Origin of the sequence: Ahrensia sp. 13_GOM-1096m, assembly GCF_000620605.1 — a bacterium.
GTDB lineage: Bacteria > Pseudomonadota > Alphaproteobacteria > Rhizobiales > Rhizobiaceae > Ahrensia > Ahrensia kielensis.
Genome location: NZ_JIAX01000012.1, coordinates 164,582 through 187,669, shown reverse-complemented (window position 1 = coordinate 187,669; position 23,088 = coordinate 164,582). Strand labels below are relative to the sequence as shown.

22 protein-coding genes are annotated in these 23,088 nt (G+C 48.9%); 3 read left to right on the top strand and 19 right to left on the bottom strand.

Annotation, left to right across the window (positions count from 1 at the left end; genetic code table 11):
• Window positions 1-30: 30 nt before the first annotated feature.
• Window positions 31-1,326: an adenylosuccinate synthase gene (locus tag N530_RS0110300; protein ID WP_026480634.1), complete on the bottom strand. Its 1,296-nt coding sequence runs from the start codon at window positions 1,324-1,326 to the stop codon at window positions 31-33.
• Between the two features lie 181 nt (window positions 1,327-1,507).
• Between N530_RS0110300 and N530_RS0110295 the strand changes: the two genes are divergently transcribed.
• On the top strand, window positions 1,508-2,425 hold the full coding sequence (locus tag N530_RS0110295; protein ID WP_051540887.1) for a DMT family transporter: 918 nt from the start codon (window positions 1,508-1,510) through the stop codon (window positions 2,423-2,425).
• Window positions 2,426-2,645: 220 nt separating this feature from the next.
• On the opposite strand, the gene serA is transcribed toward N530_RS0110295, so the two are convergent.
• The 13 genes from serA to N530_RS0110225 form a co-directional block, all read right to left on the bottom strand.
• Window positions 2,646-4,241, bottom strand: coding sequence for a phosphoglycerate dehydrogenase (gene serA / locus N530_RS0110290; RefSeq protein WP_035266922.1), 1,596 nt, complete (start codon window positions 4,239-4,241; stop codon window positions 2,646-2,648).
• Between the two features lie 75 nt (window positions 4,242-4,316).
• A complete protein-coding gene (locus N530_RS0110285) occupies window positions 4,317-5,483 on the bottom strand; it encodes a phosphoserine transaminase (protein ID WP_026480631.1) in 1,167 nt (388 codons plus the stop codon).
• A 182-nt stretch (window positions 5,484-5,665) separates the two neighbouring features.
• Complete coding sequence (locus N530_RS0110280; protein WP_026480630.1) at window positions 5,666-6,514, bottom strand: outer membrane protein; 849 nt, start codon at window positions 6,512-6,514, stop codon at window positions 5,666-5,668.
• Between the two features lie 310 nt (window positions 6,515-6,824).
• Complete coding sequence (gene glmM, locus N530_RS0110270) at window positions 6,825-8,165, bottom strand: phosphoglucosamine mutase (RefSeq protein ID WP_026480629.1); 1,341 nt, start codon at window positions 8,163-8,165, stop codon at window positions 6,825-6,827.
• 144 nt (window positions 8,166-8,309) lie between these two features.
• The gene (ftsH, locus tag N530_RS0110265) at window positions 8,310-10,238 is read right to left on the bottom strand and encodes an ATP-dependent zinc metalloprotease FtsH (RefSeq protein ID WP_026480628.1); all 1,929 of its coding nucleotides are present in this window, start codon (window positions 10,236-10,238) and stop codon (window positions 8,310-8,312) included.
• Window positions 10,239-10,379: 141 nt separating this feature from the next.
• Complete coding sequence (gene tilS / locus N530_RS18620; protein WP_051540886.1) at window positions 10,380-11,444, bottom strand: tRNA lysidine(34) synthetase TilS; 1,065 nt, start codon at window positions 11,442-11,444, stop codon at window positions 10,380-10,382.
• 51 nt (window positions 11,445-11,495) lie between these two features.
• The gene (ybgF, locus tag N530_RS17845) at window positions 11,496-12,362 is read right to left on the bottom strand and encodes a tol-pal system protein YbgF (protein WP_051540885.1); all 867 of its coding nucleotides are present in this window, start codon (window positions 12,360-12,362) and stop codon (window positions 11,496-11,498) included.
• 138 nt (window positions 12,363-12,500) lie between these two features.
• The gene (pal, locus tag N530_RS0110250; protein WP_035266916.1) at window positions 12,501-12,980 is read right to left on the bottom strand and encodes a peptidoglycan-associated lipoprotein Pal; all 480 of its coding nucleotides are present in this window, start codon (window positions 12,978-12,980) and stop codon (window positions 12,501-12,503) included.
• 228 nt (window positions 12,981-13,208) lie between these two features.
• Entirely contained in the window at window positions 13,209-14,492 is a 1,284-nt protein-coding gene (gene tolB / locus N530_RS0110245; RefSeq protein WP_371179703.1) for a Tol-Pal system beta propeller repeat protein TolB, read from the bottom strand.
• 101 nt (window positions 14,493-14,593) lie between these two features.
• Entirely contained in the window at window positions 14,594-15,664 is a 1,071-nt protein-coding gene (locus N530_RS0110240; RefSeq protein ID WP_026480625.1) for a cell envelope integrity protein TolA, read from the bottom strand.
• A 4-nt stretch (window positions 15,665-15,668) separates the two neighbouring features.
• Entirely contained in the window at window positions 15,669-16,115 is a 447-nt protein-coding gene (tolR, locus tag N530_RS0110235; protein ID WP_026480624.1) for a protein TolR, read from the bottom strand.
• 5 nt (window positions 16,116-16,120) lie between these two features.
• A complete protein-coding gene (tolQ, locus tag N530_RS0110230) occupies window positions 16,121-16,816 on the bottom strand; it encodes a protein TolQ (RefSeq protein ID WP_018689218.1) in 696 nt (231 codons plus the stop codon).
• Between the two features lie 206 nt (window positions 16,817-17,022).
• Window positions 17,023-17,505: a YbgC/FadM family acyl-CoA thioesterase gene (locus N530_RS0110225; protein ID WP_026480623.1), complete on the bottom strand. Its 483-nt coding sequence runs from the start codon at window positions 17,503-17,505 to the stop codon at window positions 17,023-17,025.
• Between N530_RS0110225 and N530_RS0110220 the strand changes: the two genes are divergently transcribed.
• The gene (locus N530_RS0110220) at window positions 17,504-18,811 is read left to right on the top strand and encodes a glycoside hydrolase family 5 protein (protein WP_051540883.1); all 1,308 of its coding nucleotides are present in this window, start codon (window positions 17,504-17,506) and stop codon (window positions 18,809-18,811) included. The two genes, N530_RS0110225 and N530_RS0110220, sit on opposite strands and share 2 nt — an antisense overlap.
• Here N530_RS0110220 and N530_RS0110215 read toward each other — a convergent pair.
• The 5 genes from N530_RS0110215 to ruvC all read right to left on the bottom strand — a co-directional run bounded on the left by N530_RS0110215 (window position 18,808) and on the right by ruvC (window position 22,036).
• Window positions 18,808-19,362 (bottom strand): peroxiredoxin-like family protein, encoded by a 555-nt coding sequence (locus tag N530_RS0110215; protein WP_018689215.1) that lies wholly within the window; start codon window positions 19,360-19,362, stop codon window positions 18,808-18,810. The two genes, N530_RS0110220 and N530_RS0110215, sit on opposite strands and share 4 nt — an antisense overlap.
• Window positions 19,363-19,451: 89 nt before the next feature.
• The gene (gene ruvB, locus N530_RS0110210; RefSeq protein ID WP_018689214.1) at window positions 19,452-20,495 is read right to left on the bottom strand and encodes a Holliday junction branch migration DNA helicase RuvB; all 1,044 of its coding nucleotides are present in this window, start codon (window positions 20,493-20,495) and stop codon (window positions 19,452-19,454) included.
• Window positions 20,495-20,890 carry a hypothetical protein gene (locus N530_RS0110205; RefSeq protein WP_026480621.1) on the bottom strand — a complete coding sequence of 132 codons (396 nt, stop codon included), beginning with the start codon at window positions 20,888-20,890 and terminating at the stop codon, window positions 20,495-20,497. Before N530_RS0110205 ends, ruvB begins: the two co-directional genes overlap by 1 nt.
• Window positions 20,891-20,912: 22 nt before the next feature.
• Window positions 20,913-21,527 (bottom strand): Holliday junction branch migration protein RuvA, encoded by a 615-nt coding sequence (gene ruvA, locus N530_RS0110200; protein WP_026480620.1) that lies wholly within the window; start codon window positions 21,525-21,527, stop codon window positions 20,913-20,915.
• The gene (gene ruvC, locus N530_RS0110195; RefSeq protein ID WP_018689211.1) at window positions 21,524-22,036 is read right to left on the bottom strand and encodes a crossover junction endodeoxyribonuclease RuvC; all 513 of its coding nucleotides are present in this window, start codon (window positions 22,034-22,036) and stop codon (window positions 21,524-21,526) included. Before ruvC ends, ruvA begins: the two co-directional genes overlap by 4 nt.
• A 273-nt stretch (window positions 22,037-22,309) precedes the next feature.
• On the opposite strand from ruvC, the gene N530_RS0110185 reads away from it, so the two are divergent.
• Window positions 22,310-23,074 (top strand): sulfite exporter TauE/SafE family protein, encoded by a 765-nt coding sequence (locus N530_RS0110185; RefSeq protein ID WP_081773938.1) that lies wholly within the window; start codon window positions 22,310-22,312, stop codon window positions 23,072-23,074.
• The last annotated feature ends 14 nt before the right edge of the window (window positions 23,075-23,088 follow it).

Below are 23,088 nucleotides of genomic sequence, written 5' to 3'. Positions count from 1 at the left end.
ATCCGGTATATTTACGTTCACAAGGAGAACTTAATCCTGAAACGGGTCCGTAACAAGTATTGTGTCGTCGCGTTCTGGGCTAGTTGACAACAAAGCGACCGGCGCACCGATTAATTCTTCGATGTGACGCACATATTTAACCGCTTGCGCAGGTAAATCGTTCCATGAACGCGCACCAGCCGTTGTACCGCTCCAGCCTTCCAGCGTTTCATAGATTGGCACAACGCGCGCCTGTGCGCCTTGGCTTGCTGGCAAATAGTCAATGCGTTCGCCGTCAAGCTCATAACCAACACAGACTTTAATTTCGTCCATTCCATCAAGAACATCAAGTTTGGTCAGCGCAATGCCTGTTATACCATTGACCGCGCATGCCTGACGCACAAGCACCGCATCAAACCAGCCACAGCGACGCTTGCGTGCTGTAACCGTGCCCCATTCGTGGCCCTTGGTGCCAAGGTGCTCGCCAACGTCGTTCAGCTGTTCTGTTGGGAAAGGCCCCTCGCCCACACGGGTCGTATAGGCTTTTGTAATACCAAGCACATAGTTGATTGCACCTGGCCCCATGCCGGAACCGGCAGCGGCCTGACCTGCAACAACATTCGATGATGTAACAAATGGGTAAGTACCATGATCAACATCAAGCAATGTGCCCTGTGCACCTTCAAACAATATGCGTTTTCCTGCGCGGCGCTTATCGTCAAGCACCTTCCAGACCTTATCCATATAAGGCAAAATCTGATCAGCAATCGATGTCAGCTCTTCTAAAATCGCTTCATGCGTCACTTCAGGATGACCAAGACCACGGCGCAGCGCATTGTGATGCGTCAACAGACGATCCACTTTGGCAGGCAATGTGTCCTGATTGGCAAGGTCCATCACGCGCACAGCACGGCGGCCAACCTTATCTTCATAGGCAGGACCAATGCCTCGGCGCGTTGTCCCAATTTTCGTGCCCGAATTTGATGCAGCATCTTCGCGGAAACCATCCAGCTCGCGGTGCAGCGACAAAATCAGCGGTGTGTTTTCGGCAATCTTCAAGACCTCAGGTGTGATCTTGACGCCCTGCTCTGACAAACGCGTTACTTCGGCCACAAAGGCATGCGGGTCAAAAACCACACCATTGCCAATTACGGATAATTTTCCGCGCACAACACCAGAAGGCAAAAGTGAGAGCTTATAGACATTGCCATTCACAACAAGAGTATGGCCGGCATTATGACCACCTTGAAAACGCACCACAACATCGGCACGTTCAGAAAGCCAATCGACGATCTTGCCTTTGCCTTCATCACCCCATTGGGAGCCAACCACTACAACATTTGCCATCAAAAACTCCGGCGTAAGAATTCTAGTAAAAAAGCTTAACGCGCGGTCTATAGCTTTCATTGACGCAAAGCGTAAGACCAATGCGCACGTTCTGTCACTTTCAACACTGTTTTTTCTGGCAAAAACAGGCATAAACAACATTTAATTCGCTTACAGCCCCCAATTCACCCAAGGTCGCACCGTGCAGAACAACAAAAACGCTTATATTTTCCTGTTTTTGACAACATTATTTTGGGGCGGCAATGCCGTTGCGGGCAAACTGGCTGTGGGTCATGTGTCCCCTATGATGCTCACATCCATACGCTGGGGCGTCGCTGTCACTTTATTATTATTGATTGGCGGCAAGCAATTTTGGCAAGACCGCGCGATTATCAAGCCGCATTTGCCGTTGCTTTTCATCTATGGCGGTTTAGGTTTTGCGGTGTTTAACGTGACGATGTATTCCGCGCTCAATCACACATCGGCCATCAATGTCGCGATTGAACAGGCTGCGGTGCCTGCGGTCATTTTTATCGGTAATTTTATCCTGTTTCGCATGCGCGTAAGTGCACTGCAAATCTTTGGCTTTTCGCTATCGCTTATTGGCGTTGCTGTCGTTGCTTCTCACGGCAGCTTAGAGCGCCTAGCAGCGCTAGAAATCAATAAGGGCGATATGTTCATGGGCATTGGCGTTTTGGCCTATGCCACCTATTCCGTCATCTTGCGTTACAAACCCGATCTACATTGGAAATCGCTCATGACCACAATGGCAATCGCGGCTTTCATCGTGTCCTTACCCTTTGCCTATTTCGAACTTAAAGGCCCGAACGCTATATTGCCGGACGCGCAAGGCTGGGCGATTGGTTTTTATACAGCAATTTTCCCTGCCATTATCGCGCAAGTGCTTTGGATAAAAGGCATTGACCTTATCGGTGCAAACCGCGCAGGCGTGTTCATCAATCTCGTTCCTATTATCGGAACAATATTAGCCGTTATCATTCTTGGTGAAGTCTTTGGTCTGTACCACGGCATCGCAATGGCCTTGGTCGTTGGCGGCATTTGGATTGCTGAAAGCAGCGGCCGCAAAGCGCATAGAAATGCGCCAGATGTACCGCGGTAATTTGTAAAAGTAACAGATGTAATGCAGCGTTAAGCGCAGTCATTTTTTCATAAAGCTAGAGCTTGGCGGCTGACGTCAGACCGCAAACTGAGGTAGTATATTATGCCCATTTTATTTTGCGTCCGGGCAACCACCAAGCACCTTAAACATAGCACAAAAAAGGCGCCCCTAACATAGGAGCGCCGATCACTTTTTTGCTGCAGTGCGAAGTCAGCAGCGTTTAAATCTCAAATTGCAATGCTTTTGCAGATGTAATCTGGTCATGTGAACGCACTTCATCGAGCACGGCATCTGGAACAGGGCCATCCACATAAAGCAACGCAATGGCATCGCCGCCTTGATCTTTACGCCCAAGCTGGAAGTTGGCGATATTGACGTCATTTTTACCAAACACCGTGCCGAGCATACCGATGGTACCCGGTGTGTCCTTATTGGTTAAATAGATCATGTGTTGGCCAATTTCCGCATCAAGGTTGATGTCCTTGATCTGAATAAAGCGCGGTTTACCATCGACAAAACATGTTCCAGCAACTGAACGCGTCTGGTTAGCGGTTTTAACAGTCAGCTTGATATAACCATCAAAAACGCCGGATTTATCACGCTTGACTTCAGATACTTGAATACCACGCTCTTTGACCATGATTGGCGCAGAGACCATATTCACATCAGAAACCTGAGGGCGGATCAAGCCAGCCAATGTTGCGCTGATAAGTGCCTTTGTGTTCATGTGAGCAACAGAACCATCAAACAGGATTTCAACTTCCTGAATCGCGCTTTCCGTTACCTGTCCAACAAATGAGCCAAGCACTTCAGCCAGTTTCACAAATGGCTTGAGCACAGGCGCTTCTTCAGCAGTGATCGACGGCATGTTGATCGCGTTAGATACCGCACCTTTCAGCAAATAGTCAGACATTTGTTCTGCAACTTGCACGGCAACATTTTCTTGAGCTTCAGAAGTTGAAGCGCCCAAATGCGGCGTACAAACAACGTTCGGCATGTCAAAGAGTGGGTTTTCCGTTGCTGGCTCTGTTTCAAACACATCAATGCCTGCACCAGCCACTTTGCCAGATTTCAAAGCTTCAACCAAATCAGCCTCAACGATCAAACCGCCACGTGCACAGTTAACAATGCGAACGCCAGTTTTCATTTTAGCAAAGGCTGCTGCATTGATAATGCCGCGTGTTTTATCAGTCATTGGCGTGTGCAAAGTAATAAAATCAGCACGGGCCAGAAGCGTGTCCAGATCAACTTTTTCAACGCCAAGCTTTACTGCGCGCTCTTCAGAAAGGAACGGATCGAAAGCAACGACATTCATTTTAAGACCGATAGCGCGGCTTGCAACAACAGCACCGATGTTACCACAGCCAATAACGCCAAGCGTTTTGCCCGTGATCTCAACACCCATAAATTTGGATTTTTCCCATTTACCAGCACGCGTTGATGTATCGGCAGCAGGCAGTTCACGTGCAACCGCAAAAATCAGCGCAATCGCATGTTCAGCCGTCGTGATTGAGTTGCCGAACGGCGTATTCATCACGATAATACCTTTGCGTGATGCAGCCGGAATATCGACATTATCAACACCGATACCAGCACGGCCGATGACTTTAAGCTTCGCTGCAGCTTCAATCAGCTTTTCAGTTGCTTTTGTCGCCGAGCGGATCGCCAAACCATCATACTGATCGATAATGCTCAGTAGCTTTTCTTTGTCTTTGCCAAGCTCTGGCATAAAATCAACATCAATTCCGCGATCACGGAAAATCTGGACAGCAGTTTCAGACAATTTGTCAGATACGAGTACTTTAGGTGCAGCCATTGTTTTGGCCTCCATTACAAAATTAATCTTGGGAGAAAAACGGTGGCCTCTCAGCCACCGCAGTAATTACAAAGCTTAAGCAAGCTGGGCTTTTTGAGCTTCAAACGCATAGCCAATCCATGGCATCAGCGCTTCAAGGTCAGCGGTTTCTACCGTTGCACCAGCCCAAATACGAAGGCCCGAAGGCGCATCCCGGTAAGCACCGATGTCATAGGCAACGCCTTCTTTATCCAGCGCAGAGACAATTGCTTTGGCAAAGGCTGCCTGTTCATCGGCAGGAAGCGCCTGAACCGCAGGATCAGTGATTTTCAAACAGACTGATGTGTTCGAGCGCGTTGCAGGGTCAACCGCAAGATTTTCGAGCCAATCAACACTGTTGACATAGTTTTGAATAGCGGCAAAATTTGCATCTGCGCGGCCCATCATGCCTTTAAGACCGCCAATGGACTTTGCCCATTCAAGTGCATCAATCGCGTCTTCCACGGCCAGCATAGAAGGTGTGTTGATGGTCTCGCCTTTGAAGATGCCTTCAATTAGCTTGCCGCCCTTCGTCATGCGGAAGATTTTAGGCAGCGGCCATGCAGGTGTATAATTTTCAAGCCGTTCAACAGCGCGCGGTGACAAGATTAGCACGCCATGCGCACCCTCGCCGCCAAGCGCTTTTTGCCAAGAAAATGTGATAACGTCGAGCTTATCAAACGCTAGATCCTGCGCAAATGCAGCAGACGTTGCATCGCAAATCGTCAAGCCTTTGCGGTCAGCAGGAATGAAATCTGCGTTGGGAACACGCACGCCAGACGTTGTGCCGTTCCAAGTGAACACCACATCATTGTCAAAATTAATTTGGCTAAGGTCCGGCAATTCGCCGTAATCAGCTTCGATCTTGCGGCAATTATCAAGCTTTAGCTGTTTAACAACATCGGTTACCCAACCAGAACCAAAGCTTTCCCACGCAACCATATCAACGCCGCGTTCGCCGAGCATTGACCACATGGCCATTTCAACAGCACCTGTATCAGATGCTGGAACGATGCCGATGCGATAGTCATCGGGTACTTGCAAAACCTCGCGCGTCAGATCGATTGCCTGAGCGAGCTTTGTCTTACCAATTTTAGAGCGGTGGGATCTTCCAAGGGCCTGCGCATCAAGTTCTGCAGCTGACCAACCAGGACGCTTAGAGCACGGTCCTGAAGAAAAATTAGGGTTAGCCGGACGGATGTCCGGTGTCGTCGTATTTGTCATCTTCTATCCTTCCAGATAGTAAGCCTCTCGTTAGGGAGAGGTGGCCTGCCCTTGCGATACTGCGAAAGCACAAGCGCCGTCAAGATGACTTATTGAATTATTCATAAAAGATTTTGTCGCATGCATTAAACGAAAAAAAGCCGACCCATAAGGCCGGCTTTCCACGTCAAACAGTAACGTTATTATTTGTAAATCGGCTCAGGCTGATAATCTGGAATCGGGTCCTGGTAGCTGGTGCCGCCAAATTTATAGCGAAGACCGGCACGCACCTGATGCTGTTCAAAGCCATGATCGTAGCCGCGGCCAATACCGCCAGCTGACGCGAACTGATAGCCGCCTTCAATCTTTTTATAACGGTAACCCAAATCCAACGCGAGTTTATGCGAGATGTCATATGAGAAACCAGCCATCAAAGCATAAGCAAAGCGCCAGCTGCTTGAGCCACCATGCGTTACAGTTGGATCACAGTTCGTTGGGTTAGCAGCATCACAGGCTGTATTTTTCAAAGCGCCCCATTTTACATTCGCGCCACCGATACCGGCACCAACATAAGGCGTAAAGCCTGCATATGTACCAAGATCGATATAAGCGTTCGCCATAACGGTTAGAGCAGAAAAAGTAGATTTATCCGTTGAGATACAATTCGCACCTCGGCCACATGAACCGCGTGTGACACCTGTAAAATCAGAGTCAAAATCATAATCAACAGTCAAATCAGTACGCAAATAGCTGTTGGCCTGATAACCAATACCGCCGCCGAGCGAAAAGGCTTCATCAATTTCACCAAACAGATTGTTCGAGCCGACCGATGATCCCGGTGTGCTATAGATTGCACCGCGATATTTGCTCCATGAATAGCCAACATCACCGCGAATGTACCAGCCTGATACGGCTGCAGGCACACTTTCTGGCACTTGGTAAACCGGTGTTTCAATAACCTGCGGCTCATAAATATCCGCTGCAAATGCAGAAGCTGTCATAACCATTGCAATGGCTGAGCCTGCGGTCAGTAATTTTACTGCGTTTTTCATAATCAATTCCTCAAAAGCCCTAAACTCTACAAATGGGCAAATAGCTGCGCTTGAGGCTATAATGATGGGGAATGGTTAAAACGCACTTAACCGTGTTTTTTTACCGTATATCTTCACCACGTTTGTTTGCGATTTATAATCCAAGATGGTTTTTTGCGCGTAATTACAAGAACTTGGAAAATGAAGAATAAGTGTTTGGCGGAGACAAAAAACTAAAATATTGAACGAACAACGCCCAAAACCCATGCTGCGCAATGTCAAACGCAGCATCAGTCTCGATTTAGAACAGATGAAAAATTAGGTCTGGAATTTAAGATTCACCGATTAAATCGGCAAGGGAAGTGACAACCTTATTGACCAAAGCACGGTTATCACCTTCCGCCATAACACGGATCAGCGGTTCTGTTCCCGATGCTCTGATAACCAATCGGCCAGAATTACCTAGTTCAGATTTGGCAGTTTCAATCGCATCCATGACCACTTTATCTTCAAGTGGTTTACCGCCATTAAAGCGCACGCTCTTTAGAAGCTGTGGCACCGGTTCAAATTTTCGGAAAGCTTCGCTTGCTGGCTTATCAGAATTTTTCAAACAGGCCAGCATCTGCAACCCAGCAATAAGGCCGTCACCGGTCGTCGCATAATCCGTTAGAACGATATGGCCAGACTGCTCGCCGCCAACATTATAGCCGTTCTCGCGCATATGACTAACCACGAAGCGGTCGCCCACTTTGGTGCGCGCAAGGTTCATGCCCTCGTCTTTCAAGAAACGCTCTAGACCAAGATTAGACATGACAGTGGCCACGATGCCGCCGCCCTGAAGTCGGTCAGTCTTATGCCAGCTTTGGCCGATAGTGGCCATAACCTGATCACCGTCAATAACAGCGCCCTTTTCATCCACCAGAACAAGGCGGTCTGCATCACCGTCAAGCGCGATACCAAGATCGGCACGAACTTCTGTCACCTTGCGTGAAAGAGCTGCTGGTTTTGTGGAGCCGCAATCTTCATTGATGTTAACACCGTTCGGCGTAACGCCAATCGACACAACTTCTGCGCCCAACTCCCATAGCGCAGCAGGCGCCGCCTTATAAGCAGCGCCATTGGCACAATCGATCACAACGCGCATGCCTGCGAGTGTCATTTTGCGCGGGAATGTGCGCTTGGCAAATTCAATATAACGGTAAAGGTCACCCTCAACGCGTTGCGCACGACCAATATCGTCGCACTCTTTCATTTGGCTAGAAAGGTCTTCATCAAGCAATTGCTCGATTTTTAACTCCAACTCATCCGACAATTTATAGCCGTCAGGACCAAAAAGCTTGATACCATTGTCTTCATAGGAATTATGAGAAGCTGAAATCATCACGCCAATGTCTGCGCGCAGGCTTCGCGTTAGCATCGCAACAGCCGGTGTCGGCACAGGCCCGAGCAGAAAAACATCCATGCCTGCTGCGGTAAAACCAGCAACCAAAGCATTCTCGATCATATAGCCCGAACGGCGCGTATCTTTACCGATAACTACACGGTGGCGGTATTTGCCACGCTGAAAAGCAACGCCAGAGGCCATACCGACCTTCATCGCAACTTCAGCTGTCATGGGAAAAGTATTGGCCCTGCCACGAATACCATCCGTACCAAAATATTTGCGCGACATATACATCCCCAAAGTGCTTTTAAGTTTTTGCTATACGAGAGTTCGCACCAAAAAATCAAGTTCGGTCAGTATATATGAAAAAGGCCGCTTTCGCGGCCTAATTCAATCAACAAGGTAAATATCAATTACAATATGTAATCATTCTTAGCTTTGTGGCTGTGGCTCAAGTCCTGCATCAGGCTCATCACCTTTGCGGCGGCCCTTACCAGCTTTAGGAACAGCAGACCCGCGCGACGGTGGTGAATCATCACCTTGGTCACGTGAAGGCTTTTCACCAGCCATGATTTGCTTAATCTCAGCACCGGTTAGCGTTTCATACTCAAGCAGACCTTCTGCAATCGCGATCCACTCATCTTTATGATCCGTGAGAATACGGCGCGCTTCTGCATAAGCATCATCCACAAGGCGGCGCACTTCACTATCAATAATCTGAGCCGTTGATTCAGACACATTTTTAGTTTGCGCAACAGAATGGCCCAAGAACACTTCCTGCTGGTTTTCACCATAGGAAACCTGTCCGAGCTGATCAGAAAAGCCCCATTGTGTAACCATGGCACGCGCAAGTTTCGTTGCCTGCTCGATATCTGATGATGCACCAGATGTAATATTCTCTTTGCCGAACTTAATTTCTTCAGCAACACGGCCACCCATCAAAATGATCAAACGTGAGATCATATATTTGTAGCTCATCGAATATTTATCGCCTTCAGGCAATTGCATCACCATGCCGAGCGCACGGCCGCGCGGAATGATTGTTGCTTTATGCAGCGGATCAGCAGACGGCACTTTTACCGCCGTAATCGCATGACCTGCTTCATGATAAGCCGTGAGTGTTTTTTCTTCTTCCGTCATCGCGTTGGAGCGGCGTTCCGCACCCATCATGATCTTATCTTTAGCGTCCTCGAACTCCTGCATTGTCACAAGGCGCTTGTTACGGCGCGCTGCTAGCAAAGCAGATTCATTGACGAGGTTCATAAGATCCGCCCCCGAAAAGCCTGGCGTGCCACGTGCAATCACTTTCAAATCAACATTCGGTGCAAGCGGTACATTGCGTACATGCACTTTCAGGATTTTCTCGCGGCCTTCAACATCCGGATTAGGCACAACAACCTGACGGTCAAAACGGCCCGGACGCATAAGCGCAGGGTCAAGAACGTCTGGACGGTTAGTCGCAGCAATCAGAATAACCGATTCATTGGCTTCAAAACCATCCATCTCAACAAGCAGCTGGTTGAGCGTTTGTTCACGCTCATCATTACCGCCGCCAAGACCGGCACCACGATGACGGCCAACCGCATCAATCTCATCGATAAAGATGATACATGGCGCATTCTTTTTGGCTTGTTCAAACATGTCACGAACGCGGCTTGCACCAACACCGACAAACATTTCAACAAAGTCAGAACCTGAAATCGTAAAGAACGGCACTTCCGCCTCACCTGCAACAGAACGTGCAAGCAAAGTTTTACCAGTACCTGGAGGACCAACGAGCAAACAGCCACGTGGGATTTTACCGCCAAGGCGCTGGAACTTTTGCGGATCGCGCAAAAATTCTACAATTTCCTCAAGGTCCTGCTTGGCTTCATCAACACCAGCAACATCAGCAAATGTGATGCGGCCATGCGCTTCGGTTAGCAATTTGGCTTTAGATTTACCAAAGCCCATCGCTTTTGATCCGCCGCCTTGCATCTGGCGCATGAAGAAAATCCAAACACCAAGAATGACAATCATCGGCAACCAAGACAATAGGATGCTTGTGAAGGAGCCCGAACCATCGTTTTCAGGCCGCGCACGTATTTCTACACCGCGATCTTCCAAACGCTGCACAAGGCCCGTATCGCCAGGCGAATAGGTCTGGAAAGTAATATTGGTATCGCCGTAAGTACCAACGATACGCTCGCCGGTAATCGTCACAGATTTCACGCGACCCGTTGAAACCTCTTCCAAAAATTGTGTGTAAGAGATGTCACGTGTTGCAGTCGTCTCACTGGGCGATTGAAACATGTTAAACAGGGCGATCAGCATAATTGCGATTACGGCCCATAATGCAAAATTACGGTAGTTGGGGTTCATTGCTTTTCCAGACTTGCACGCACGCGCGCACTTGAACTTCATTGTTTACATCAAGATAGGAGCCAGAAGCCGCTTTGCCAAGCGTTGAGACCACAAAATACACGATATTGGTCAACGCGTCGCAGGAAAACGGCTCAATGGTTAGCGCATTGGTAAAGGCGGCAGGAGTGATAATCCGCGGCGCTCACGCAAAACCGATGCGATCTTATAGTTATGACTTGGCAAAATATGATCAAAACCAAACCGGTTTTCGCCACGATTGCGTTGTTCTGGTTCGATAATTACGCCATCCTTGTTCTTCGTAAGTAAGCACCCGTTTAAGGTGAATTTACGGCCATTATCCGAAAATTGATAAAGATTGATCAGCGCTTCTTGCACAGCACTTGGAGAAGGCAGATAAGCAGTTGCGCCAACCATAGCCAATAAAACGCGCAGCGCTTCATGATATATCGCATCGCGCAGGCGCGCATTATGCATGATCGCGCCCCCGCCATTCTCAAAAATAGAAACATTGTTCGCATCGGCCAGAAACGCAGCAACGTCGTGTTCTGACGTTAATTCTACCTCTGTTTCTACCGCGCTAGGCAGCGCCTCACCTAAATCTTGGCGTGTACGCACACGCTCAAAACGGCGATCCTTATTGGATGGGTCTTCAACCCATGTCACCGCATTGGTTTGCAAAAACGTTTGAAGCTGAGACTTCTCTAAACTCAAAAATGGCCGCGCAAACCACGTGCGGCAATCATAAAGCGTGGCATCGCTGATACCATGCGCGGTCCCGCCGTGTCGTTGAGCGCGCATTGTTTTGGTCTCAATGTCATCGCCTTTATTATGGGCGATAAGCACCAATGACGTATTATGGCCCTGTGCCGCTTCGCTCAGCAATCGGTAGCGCGCTTCGCGTGCCTTTTGCTGAATACCAGTCTTGGGTTTTTCGCCCTCCCAACGGGCAATCTCATGGGCAATACCGTAAGTTTTGCAAATTTGCCCGACATGTAATGCTTCTTGATGGGATTCTGCCCGCAAACCATGATCCACAGTCACGGCTATCAGTTCGCATTGGGGATAATGTTCAGCCAAATAAGAATGCGTCGCCAGCGTTAGCGCAAGGCTGTCACTGCCACCCGAAAGTCCAACAATAATTTTCTTAAAATCAACAAACCGAAAGCGCTCAAACTGGGCATAAAGTGCGTCCAGATGTTTCATGTTCTCTTGTTGCGCACGCGCCTCTAACACTTGATCACCAGCACTTGGCCTCTAACATTTGGCCTTCGCGCGTTCCTCATCGATCTTGTTGCGCAATGGCTGTGACATGCCTGTATGCGTTTGAAGCGCATCGGTGAATGTCACACAGGCAACTTCGCGGTTGCCCAAAGCCGCCATGATCGTGCCGATCTTATACATCGTTTCAGGTGCCTTGGAGGCATTGGGATAAAGCGAGCGCACTTCGATAAACTCATCCGCCGCATCTTCATATTTACCTTGCGCAAGCAGGCTTTCGCCAAGCCAGAACCGAGCATCGGCAATCAATGGATCATTGGGATACGTACTTGAAAATGTCGAAAACACGCCTTCTGCCAGCTTGTAGTCGCCGGACAAAATATAACCGTAACCTGCTTTATAAAGGTCTTCAGCATTCATCGTGCCTGAAACGCTGGCAACCTGAGTCCCGTCAACTGATTTTTCGACATTTTCTGCCGAAAAATCAATGGACGTACCCACCACATTGCCGCTCTCATCAAGCGTAATCGCACCTAAATTGCGTGGCGGTGCACCAGCATCCGCAACCGAAGAACCGCCAAGGCGCGGTTCTGTGTTCGTTGTAAGTGTTGGCTGTGCAGCCTGCGCAACATCCGTTGTTTTTTCGTCAGCAGAAGGCTGAACAGCACCCTGCTTTTGATCTTCAAGATCCTGAATACGGAATTCCATATCTTCCTGTTGCTTGCGAACAGTTTCCTGCATTTGCAAAATCTGGAAGTTAAGTTCTTCAATCTGCCCGTTCAATTGGCGAATTTGTTCTTGAAGTTCGGTGACGCGCGGGTCACCCATCTGTGCAAATGATGGCCCACTTGCAAACAATGTTGCGAACATTGTCAATTTTAGAATTAAAAAAACGCGATACATTAAATACTAACCCTCAATTTCATCCCTTAACTGACGTCCGAAAGTGAACGCCGATACCACGGCAAAACTATGTCATTTTTTCCGTCAGCATAAATAAAAAAAGCGGCCTAAGCCGCTTTTTTCGATAATTTTTGATATTTAAGTGCCGCTTGGGCCACCCAAATTGGTAACCGCTCGTCTATTCTGTGACCAGCAGGAGATGTCATCACACACAGCAACTGGACGTTCCTTACCGAAGGAAAGCGTTTTGATGCGGTTGCGTGTAACACCCTGCGTTACAAGATAATCACGTGTAGCAGCGGCGCGGCGTGCGCCCAGTGCCAAGTTGTATTCGCGTGTGCCGCGTTCATCGGCATGGCCTTCAACCGTGATTTGGTAGTTAGGGTAACGGCCAAGCCACTGTGCCTGACGCGCCAATGTTTGCTGTGCATCACCGCGAATAGACGATGAATCCGTGTCAAAGAAAATACGGTCGCCAACATTCACTGTGAAATCTTGTGTCGTGCCCGGCTGTGCGCCGCCATTAGCACCAAGGCCAAGATCGCCAGCATTGTTTGGCAAAGTGTTTTTCTTTGCACAGCCAGCAAGAGCAAGTGTTGTCATAAGAACCAGTGCCATTGTGCGCACTGTAGATGGTGTCGTGAATTGTTGTGTCTGGGTCAGGCGCATGGCCTTTTCCTCTTCAATCTTATTGGTTTGGGTTATCTTTTGATAACCTTATTTGCGTTAACGGCCACTCAAGAGAGATGGTTACCGAGAAATTAAGTAAATCAGTCAAAACCGATGTTGCCGCATGCCCCTGTGCGAGAAATGCGGCAAATTAACGGCACACGGCAAATTTTTGCCTCAATCAAGCAAAGGCGACCATGCCGGATCAGAGCCGTAGTTCGGTGTTTCGATCTTCTGTTCATTGCGGCCAGTCAGATCAATTGAATAAAGCTGTGGCCCTGCAGAGCCCGAACCTTGACGGAAGAACATCAACACACGGCCATTGGGTGCCCATGTCGGTCCTTCATTGTGAAAGCCGGATGTCAAAATACGCTCGCCTGAACCATCAGGACGCATAACCCCGATAGAAAACTGCCCGCCGGACTGTTTGGTAAAGGCAATCAGATCGCCGCGCGGTGACCATACTGGTGTCGAATAAGAACCATTGCCAAACGATATACGCGTTGCACCGCCGCCACCGCCTGCGCCCATAACATAGAGCTGCTGACGGCCGCCACGGTCAGATTCAAACACAATCTGGCTACCATCTGGCGAATAAGAAGGTGATGTATCAATCGATGGTGAGTTTGTCAGGCGGGTTGTATTGCGCGAACCCAAATCCATGGAATAGATATTGGCGTTACCATCTTCCTGCTGCAAGCTCATCACAACTTTTGAACCATCAGGAGAAAAACGCGGGCTAAATGTCATGCCCGGAAAATCACCCACAAGCTCGCGCTGGCCGGTTTCCAATTGCAACAAATAAACTTTAGGTTGGCCGCCCGCGAAATCCATATAGGTGATTTCTTGGCGTGACGGTGAAAAACGCGGTGTTAAAACAAGATCGCCGCCATTGGTCAGATTGCGCACATTGGCACCATCCTGATCCATAATAGCCAGTTTTTTAACACGGTTAGTTTTCGGGCCAGATTCATTGACGAACACAACACGCGAGTCAAAATAACCTTTTTCCCCTGTTAGCCGCTCATAAATCGCATCGGCAATAATATGCGCCACACGGCGCCAATTTTCACCTGTTGTAAAAAACTGCTCGCCTGCCATTTGTTCACCAACAAATGTATCCCAAAGGCGGAATTCCGCTTTCAAACGGCCCCCTTCATCGGTCACACGGCCAGTAACAAGCGCCTGCGCATTGATAACTTTCCAGTCTTCAAAACGTGGCGCTGCATCAGGATTGCTGACTTTTTCAATAAAAGCCGCCTGATCAATCGGTGCAAAAAGCCCCGAACGCCGAAGGTCGGCTTCAACCACTCGGCTAATTTTTGCGCCAATGCCATCACCAGAAATAAAATCGGTAATCGCAATTGGTAGCGGTTCGATATTACCCTTATTGATGTCGATCTCGACCAGCGCACGTGCTGGGAGCGTAAGCATAATGATCGCTGCGATGGCCATAGCCATCGGGCGTAGCAAACGGATCGATGCTGTATTCAACATTAAACTATTCCTCTTTAGACCAAGCGTTTTATCACGCATTTTGATTTTTGTAGCGGTCAATTGTGTCATCTAAACATTTCGGATGGATCAAAGTTCACGACCACATCGCGCCAGCTGTCATATTTGTCGCCCGGCAACTGAAAACCTTTACTACCACAACGTGCCACAGCGCGCACGGCACTGTCATCAAGTTGGCGGTTGCCAGATGATGTCGTCACCCGTGGTTTGCCTTCAAGTTGCGCTGATTGGTTAAGTTGGAACTGAACGGAAACTTTCAAGCCCACTTCGCCCTGCGCACTGGCTGGTATGCTCCAGCATGATTGAATCTGACCGCGCAGAGAATCCATCTCGCTTTGCGTCAACGTATTGCCGCTTGTTGTTTTCTTGCCGCCAGCAGAAGCTTTTTGATTATTGGCTTTCGAACCACCGCCTGAACCCTTTTCACGGTTCAAGAGTGATGCCACTTCATCAGACTTTTCTTCTGTCTTTTCTTTTGTTGTCGAAGATTGCGCTTGCTGCGTTTCTTCTTTTTTGCGCTCTGGTGTTTTCGCCGTTTGCGCTTGTGGTTTTTCTGGCCGTGCTTCCGGTGTCGGCAATTGATCTGGCAATTGCACGCTTTTCGGCGCTTCATCTGGCACAGGCTGCGGTTCAGCTTTCGCGATCAATTCTTCAACCGCGTCTTCGACCACTTCTTCTTTTGGTTCAGGTTTTGGCGCAACTTCAGTGGCAGGTGTCGCCACCGGCTCAGGTTTTTCTTCAACAACCGGCTTTGGTTCTTCGCGCGGTGCAGGACGCGGCACAGGAACCTGCGACGGATCTGGCAAACGCGCCTCTTCGACTTCCACTGCTTTTTGCGTTTCAGTTTCAGGCGTTGACTGATCTTTTTCCTGATTGCCCGTATTCACGGCATCAGGGTCAGGTTTTGGCGGTTCAGTTGGCGCAAGCGAAGCTGGCCCATCCTTGGGCGCATCCTGCGCCCCTTCCTGAATCTGCGTTAATTCCTGAATCGTAACCAGCTCAATCGGCAATGCTTCAACATCATCAACTTCAAATGATGCAGGCGCACTGAGGCTGACCAGCCCCCATCCAAGAACCAGTACGTGTAGTGTAACCGATGAGGCTAAACCCGCGCGCATCTTATTACCTGTCGCTTTCCTGAAGCGTCACAAGGCCAAGGTTTTTGTACCCAGCCTGATTGATGCGGCCCATAACTTTCATGATCGTGCCGTAATCTGCCGCTTGATCACCGCGAATATAAATACGCTCATCATAACCGGTTTCAGCAATCGCTTCGAGTTTCGGCACAACTTCCTCAATCGCAATGGCTGTTTCTTGCAAAAAGATTTCGCCGTTCTGATTAACCGAAATTGTAATCGGCTGTGTGTCAGAATTAAGTGCTTTTGCCTGTGTTTCAGGCAAATCAATCGGCACGCCAACGGTTAGCAAAGGTGCAGCCACCATAAAGATGATAAGCAGCACCAGCATAACGTCCACGAAAGGCGTTACGTTAATTTCCGCAATTGGACGCGCGCCGGCTGAGCGGCGGTTGCGTTTGCGGCGAGATACGTATCCGGCAGAACCAGCCATAAAATTTACTCCGCAGCTGTTCGCTGTGATGCACGCTCATCAATCTGGCGTGATAAGATGCCTGAAAATTCATCGGCAAAAGCTTCTAAGCGCGAACCGATTTTTCCAGCGTCAGTTGTCAGCTTGTTATAAGCAAGCAGTGCCGGAATAGCGGCCAACAGACCAATAGCCGTTGCCAATAGCGCTTCTGCGATACCAGGCGCTACGACGGCAAGGTTGGTTGAATCAGAACCCGCGATCGCTTGGAACGATGTCATAATACCGATAACCGTACCGAAAAGACCGACATACACAGCAATCGAGCCAACCGAAGCCAAAAAGCCAAGGCGCGCCTCAAGCTTGTCCATCTCGCGCATCAATGCGACATCCATTGCGCGGTCAATACGGCTTTGCAGACTGATCGGCGAACGTGCACCGCGCTCATAGGATTTTTTCCATTCGCGCATTGCAGCAACAAATAAAGACCCCATGCCCGACGTTTTACGGTCCGCAAGTGTGCGGTAAAGCTCTTCAAGCGATTGACCAGACCAAAAGGTTTCCTCAAAGCGGTTGAGCTGTGAGCGCATACGCTTAAAGGCTATCGATTTATCAATAACAATCGCCCAGGTCCAAATAGAGGCCCCCAGCAAACCGATCATCACCATCTTCACGATCAAGCCGGCCTGTAGAAATAGGCCTAGAATCGAGACGTCGTGTTCCATTTCAAAGTCCTTCGAATCGAAACGCCCGGCGTTTAACGTCACCGGGCGGCAAATTGCGCGCTATGTGAAGTAAGTCGCCTAAGCTTAATTATGAGCAGGCACTTCGAGCACAAATTAGGTGAAACAATGGCACAAGCGTGACACAGCCTCATTCAGGCGCATTAATAACTCATTATCCTTAAAAGAGTCTTAGGATTCTAACTTATTCAATCAGAATCACTCACCACAAGCGCGCCAAAGCTTTCTTTCCAATTTTGCGGAAAACGCCGTGGCTTGCCCTCATTATTAATCAGAGCGGCGGTTACTTCAGCCTCAATCAGCACATCATCGCCGCGCAAAATCTTTTGCGACATCATACAGCGCGCACCGCCAACAAATGTCAGCTGCGTTTCAATCTGCAAAATATCGTCGATGGATGCGCTTGCTTTAAAATCAAGCTCCATGCGCCGCACGACCCAGAACAAAGCGCCCTCATCATTGTTCAACAAATCACTGTGATGCACACCAATGCAGCGCAAAAAGTCTGAACGCCCCCGCTCCAAAAACTCAAGATAGCGCCCGTGATAGACCGCGCCAGAGAAATCAGTGTCGGCAAAATATACCCGCGCGATCAGCCGATGCGTTTTTTCGTCGATGATACCGCAAAGCGAGACAGCATCGCCGCGTTCACCATTTTGAGAGTTTGTCATGTCAGCATCCAGTTTCGCGTGGTATTTACCCGCCATGATTGACTTTAAACAGATATTAATTGCAAGATTTATTGCTGCGTTGCTCGCTGTAACATTGATATTCAATGTCATACCGACTTATGCAGCCACCTTTAAAGCTGGCCGCGGCATTAGCATGGATCAATGGGTTACATGGCCCAATGAAAGCCGCTGGAACGATGACGATGTTCTCACAAACTTCCCCGAATGGCAGCAATTTGTCTCTGACGATGCATTAAAAACGCTCCGCAGCGATGGCCTATCAACAATTCGCATGCCCATTGACCCAGCAATATTTCTGCATGATGAAGATCAAAACCGGCGCGAAACGCTGCTCAAGAATATGCACCGCGCTATTGATCGCATCTTAAATGCCGACCTCAATGTCATCGTCGATCTGCACACCATCGCTTACAGCGCCGACAGACAAGTTATCGGTCTTGATCAGATTTTGAATGATGATTTGAACTTCGTAAAATACAAGGCATTGATTGCATCAATCGCGAAATCCCTATCTGATTATGACGCAGAAAAAGTCGCGCTCGAAATCATCAATGAACCGAAATATGACTGCGGCGCATCTGACGAGATGAAAATTTGGCAGGCCCAAGCAACACAGCTTCATGATGCTGCGCGCAAAGCCAATGACACGATTACCTTGGTCGTTCCCGGTGCCTGTTATGCCTCTGCCCAAGGGCTTATCAATCTTGACCCTAAAGCGTTTGGCGATAAAAACATCATCTGGACTTTTCACTCCTATGATCCGTTTATCTTAACGCACCAAAGCGCAGATTGGGTCGGCAGACCGGTCAGTGCGTTTATAAACCTGCCCTATCCACCTTCACAGCTCAGCTCTCCGGCCATTCGCACATTGCCAGACGACAATGATCGCTACATCGACAGAACATTGAGCGGAAATGAGCGCAGCAATGCTGGCTGGTATATCCGCAATGAATTAGAAGAATGGGGCAGCGGCGAAGATTTAGTCGAACTGCTCGAAGAGCCATTTGAGAAAGTTGCCAAATGGGCTGCCCGTCATGACATTGCGCCAGACGAGATATTCCTAGGCGAGTTTGGTTTTATCGCGCAGGAATATGGCAAGGATTTCAAAATCCCGTCTGAATGGCGCATTGCCTATCTAAAAGACATGATCGCATTGGCAGACAAATATCAATTTGGCTGGTCAATGTGGTCGTTTGGCGGTGCCTTCGGCATGGTACAAACCTTTGGCGGGCAGACCATGCCGGGCGATCTGATAAAAGAACTCGATTTGCCTAAAAACAATTAGTCCAGCGTGATAATTTCACCGCGCGCAGGATAGTTCTTATTAACAATGAAATCGATCGTGTTGAGGAATGGTTCAAGCGCTGGACGACCCCATGGCGCACTTTGCACACTGGAATAGAACAATGTGTTGTCCGGCTTAATCAGGAAAAATCCCGGTTCAGCAAATTTAATCGGCTCTTCAACATTCACAGATGTCAAACCGCGACTTGTCGAAATGAACAAGCCCCATTGGCGCGCTTGTTCTAACGTCAAACCATAGGCAAGCTTCAACTTATCAAGCTTGGCAGAGGCGTGCATTTCCTTGGCGCGGTCTTCCCCATCAACAGAAATCGCGGTTAGCTTTGCGCCCTTTTGTTCGAATTGTTCAACCAGCGCTTCGGCTTCTTCAAGCTGTTTGCGGCAAACAGGACAATGCCAGCCACGATAAAAAATCAAAATTGAAAATGTATCGGGCGCTTCATTCGTAAGGCTCCACTCACCGCCTCCAACAAGCGGCAATGTAAGATCCGGAACCGGTTGGCGCGGAATCAGCGTTTGAATATCGTTCTGCATGGCTTTCTCCTTTGCCCAGACCAACGTTCTTTGGGGAATTTTACGCCCAAGAGCCAATCACAAAAACTTGTGTACGCAAATGATGCTGATTACGCATCACCATCATCAAACAGGCCCGTCTGCACTGCGGCCATATCAGACGGCGCTTTCAGCCCCATATGGTCCCAAGCGCGCGGTGTCATAACGCGGCCGCGCGGCGTGCGCTGAATAAAGCCCTGCTGAATAAGATAAGGCTCAATAATATCTTCAATCGCATCACGTGGCTCTGAAAGCGCCGCAGCAATCGTCTCAATACCAACTGGACCACCGCCAAAATTGCGCGCGATCTGATTGAGATAGCGCCGGTCAAGCGAGTCCAGCCCAATCGTATCTACTTCGAGCCGTGAAAGCGCCTTGTCGGCAATATCTTTGGTCACAACACCGGATTTGGCAACATCGGCAAAATCGCGCACACGGCGCAGCAAGCGCCCTGCTATACGCGGCGTGCCGCGCGAGCGCTTGGCAATTTCCATCGCGCCTTCATCATCAATGTTGAGGCCCATAATCCGCGCACCGCGCCGCACTATTTTCTCAAGCTCTTGCGCTGTATAAAACTCAAGCCGCACAGGTATGCCGAAACGATCGCGCAAAGGCGTGGTCAAAAGCCCAAGCCGTGTGGTTGCCGCAACAAGTGTAAATTTCGATAGATCAATCTTGACCGACCGCGCCGCAGGCCCCTCGCCGATAATCAGATCAAGTTGATAATCTTCCATCGCTGGATAGAGAATTTCTTCAACCGCCGGATTAAGCCGGTGTATCTCATCAATGAACAACACATCGCGCTCTTCAAGGTTTGTCAAAAGCGCAGCAAGATCACCCGCTTTGGCAATCACCGGACCAGACGTGGAGCGAAAATTGACGCCAAGTTCCTTGGCCATAATCTGTGCAAGCGTTGTCTTGCCAAGCCCAGGAGGGCCAACAAAAAGAACATGGTCCAGCGCCTCGCCGCGGTTCTTAGCCGCTTCGATAAACACTTTTAGATTTTCGCGCGCAGCCTTCTGACCTGTAAAATCATCAAGCGTTTGCGGCCGTAGCGAAGTGTCAAAATCTTCGCCCTTTTTCTCGGCATCGATAATACGGTCAGCGTCGTTCATCAAAGTCCCTTTAATCCGAACATGCCACGGCTACACCATAGGATAAACGCTGTCACGGCTCCCAAACTGCTAATCATCAGTGTTCCTGACCAGAAAGCCTCGGGCAAAACCAAGCCGACAATAAGTACTGCGGGTATAAAACCACCTAAAAAACCACTGATAACGGCTCTTATAACGTCCATTGAACCCGATCGCCTGCGCCATTCAACCATGATAAATCCACCGATTAATCCACTTGGCACAAACCACACGGCTAAATAGATGAGCGATAAAAAGTACACAAAATGAAACGCGATAAAGTCAACATAGATGGCGTTATATATCAATGTGCCGATAAGCGGACCCAGAAAACCTGCGACCAGAACACATCTGATTTTTTCTGAAAATGTCATCATTTTACGATAGCTGAAAAAACAATCACCGCGCCAATTCCTTCAAGCCAAGACGGATAAGCTTTGCGCTATCGGCATCTTCACCTGCATCACGCAACGCTGCGCCAACAGCATTGGCTGCCTGCTCGCGTGAATAACCAAGATTGGAAAGCGCCGACACCGCATCGGTTACAGCACTGGAGGCAACACCTTCGCCAAGCTCTTGTTTTAAGCCCATCGTGCCAGCCGCTTCGCCAGAAAAAGCAGGTGCTTTGTTTTTAAGCTCGGTGACAATGCGCTGCGCAACCTTTGGTCCAATGCCGGGCGCGCGCGCCACCATGACTTTGTCTTGCAGCGCAATGGCGTTTGCCAGATCAGATGGTGTCAGCGTCGACAATATCGCCAATGCGACTTTTGCACCAACGCCTTGCACAGATTGCAGCAAACGAAACCAATCGCGTTCCAAAACCGTTGAAAAGCCAAAAAGCTTGAGCTGATCTTCGCGCACATAGGTTTCTATGTGCAAAATGGCCGCCTCGCCCGCCGTCATTTTAGAGAGCGTGCGCGCTGAACAAAATGCAACATAACCAACGCCGTGCACATCTAAAATAATGTGGTCTTCGTCAATTTCATCAACTGTGCCTTTGAGTTTTCCGATCATGCCGATGCAAACCTTTTTTCCAAACGTCGCGCTTTGCGCATATGCGCATGACATATTGCAATCGCCAATGCGTCGGCAGCATCTTCGGTTGAAAACTGCGCGCGCGGCATCAATACTTTCACCATCATAGCAATCTGCTTTTTATCGCCGTGGCCGACACCAATAACCGATTTTTTGACTTGGTTCGGCGCATATTCCTCAACCGGCAATCCTGATAAAGCTGGCACCAACATCGCAATGCCGCGTGCCTGACCGAGCTTCAAAGTGGAGGCTGGATTGGCATTTGAAAAAGTATTTTCCACCGCCGCCTCTTGCGGCATATTGGTGTGAATAACTTCAACCAACCCGTCGTGCAATTCGCGCAAACGCGAGGCCAAATCGAACTTTGCGGTCGAAGTAACAGTTCCAGAATCGATAAACTTCAATGAATTGCCAAGAGATTCAATAATCCCCCAACCGGTGCGCTGAAGCCCGGGATCAATGCCGATAATGCGAATCGCTTCTGTCATGCTCAAACCTGTTTTATTCTCTTTACCGCAATAATCGGCAAAAGTGAACAAACCAGAAACATTTTACAGACTTACATTTAAGACACCCAGTGCATGGGCATTCAATTCATCAAACCGACCGATGCAGACCACGGCTTCTATGCTTGAAGATTTTTATAATCTGGCACCAAACAACAGTGGCATATTGTTTAAAGATCATATCATAATCTTCAAGAATGGCAGCGGCGCGTATATCGATATCATGATTGCCGACAGAATTTAGAAAGCAATGATTTGATCGAACTGATTTATGCGCACCTAGCCAATCCCGCTAGCCAGATTGTCCTATGTGTGGTGTTCATAACGGGCATTGTGCGCGGCTTTTCAGGTTTTGGAACTGGAATGCTTGTTGGTCCTGTTACAGCCGCACTCTTCACGCCTAAAATTGCACTAGCGCTTATCGCGATTATTGATAGCGTGCCAGCAATAGCGCTTGCTTGGTCAGCGCGGCACAAAACACAATGGCGCGAAGTGCTGCCACTGGTTCTTGGGTACTTGGTTTTGATGCCGCTCGGCATTTACGTTTTAAAGACAGCCGAACCAATCGCAATGCGCTGGTTCATTTGTATTTCTATCGCGCTGGCTGTTACTCTTTTGTGGGGCGGTTTTAAATATCGCGGTCCACGCAGCAAATCGGTGTCCGTTAGCGTTGGTGCAGCCAGTGGTTTTATGGGGGCTGCCGCAGGACTACCCGGCCCGCCTGCCCTGCTCTATTGGATGGCGGGCGATAACAAAGCGGCACAGGTGCGCGCCAATATGATTTTCTATCTGTTCCTGACAGATATCATTATTTTGATCGGTTATTACTTCGGACAAATCTTCACAGCTGAAGCGATAGCGCTCGGCATATTGGCAATGCTGCCTTATTTTATCGGCCTTCATATCGGCGCAAAATGTTTTATTGGCGCCAGCGAAGTGTTGTATAAGCGCGTTGCTTTTTCTCTAATTTTAGCCGCTTCCATTTTGGCATTGCCATTGCTCGACAATGTGCTGCGCTAACAAACATAGTGTAA

Coding starts and splice junctions, on each gene's coding strand:
- N530_RS0110300 (WP_026480634.1), bottom strand. CDS start 1,326: ATGGCAAATGTTGTAGTGGTTGGCTCCCAATGGGGTGATGAAGGCAAA.
- serA (WP_035266922.1), bottom strand. CDS start 4,241: ATGGCTGCACCTAAAGTACTCGTATCTGACAAATTGTCTGAAACTGCT.
- N530_RS0110285 (WP_026480631.1), bottom strand. CDS start 5,483: ATGACAAATACGACGACACCGGACATCCGTCCGGCTAACCCTAATTTT.
- N530_RS0110280 (WP_026480630.1), bottom strand. CDS start 6,514: ATGAAAAACGCAGTAAAATTACTGACCGCAGGCTCAGCCATTGCAATG.
- glmM (WP_026480629.1), bottom strand. CDS start 8,165: ATGTCGCGCAAATATTTTGGTACGGATGGTATTCGTGGCAGGGCCAAT.
- ftsH (WP_026480628.1), bottom strand. CDS start 10,238: ATGAACCCCAACTACCGTAATTTTGCATTATGGGCCGTAATCGCAATT.
- tilS (WP_051540886.1), bottom strand. CDS start 11,444: ATGAAACATCTGGACGCACTTTATGCCCAGTTTGAGCGCTTTCGGTTT.
- ybgF (WP_051540885.1), bottom strand. CDS start 12,362: ATGTATCGCGTTTTTTTAATTCTAAAATTGACAATGTTCGCAACATTG.
- pal (WP_035266916.1), bottom strand. CDS start 12,980: ATGGCACTGGTTCTTATGACAACACTTGCTCTTGCTGGCTGTGCAAAG.
- tolB (WP_371179703.1), bottom strand. CDS start 14,492: ATGGCTATGGCCATCGCAGCGATCATTATGCTTACGCTCCCAGCACGT.
- N530_RS0110240 (WP_026480625.1), bottom strand. CDS start 15,664: ATGCGCGCGGGTTTAGCCTCATCGGTTACACTACACGTACTGGTTCTT.
- tolR (WP_026480624.1), bottom strand. CDS start 16,115: ATGGCTGGTTCTGCCGGATACGTATCTCGCCGCAAACGCAACCGCCGC.
- tolQ (WP_018689218.1), bottom strand. CDS start 16,816: ATGGAACACGACGTCTCGATTCTAGGCCTATTTCTACAGGCCGGCTTG.
- N530_RS0110220 (WP_051540883.1), top strand. CDS start 17,504: ATGTCAGCATCCAGTTTCGCGTGGTATTTACCCGCCATGATTGACTTT.
- N530_RS0110225 (WP_026480623.1), bottom strand. CDS start 17,505: ATGACAAACTCTCAAAATGGTGAACGCGGCGATGCTGTCTCGCTTTGC.
- N530_RS0110215 (WP_018689215.1), bottom strand. CDS start 19,362: ATGCAGAACGATATTCAAACGCTGATTCCGCGCCAACCGGTTCCGGAT.
- ruvB (WP_018689214.1), bottom strand. CDS start 20,495: ATGAACGACGCTGACCGTATTATCGATGCCGAGAAAAAGGGCGAAGAT.
- N530_RS0110205 (WP_026480621.1), bottom strand. CDS start 20,890: ATGATGACATTTTCAGAAAAAATCAGATGTGTTCTGGTCGCAGGTTTT.
- ruvA (WP_026480620.1), bottom strand. CDS start 21,527: ATGATCGGAAAACTCAAAGGCACAGTTGATGAAATTGACGAAGACCAC.
- ruvC (WP_018689211.1), bottom strand. CDS start 22,036: ATGACAGAAGCGATTCGCATTATCGGCATTGATCCCGGGCTTCAGCGC.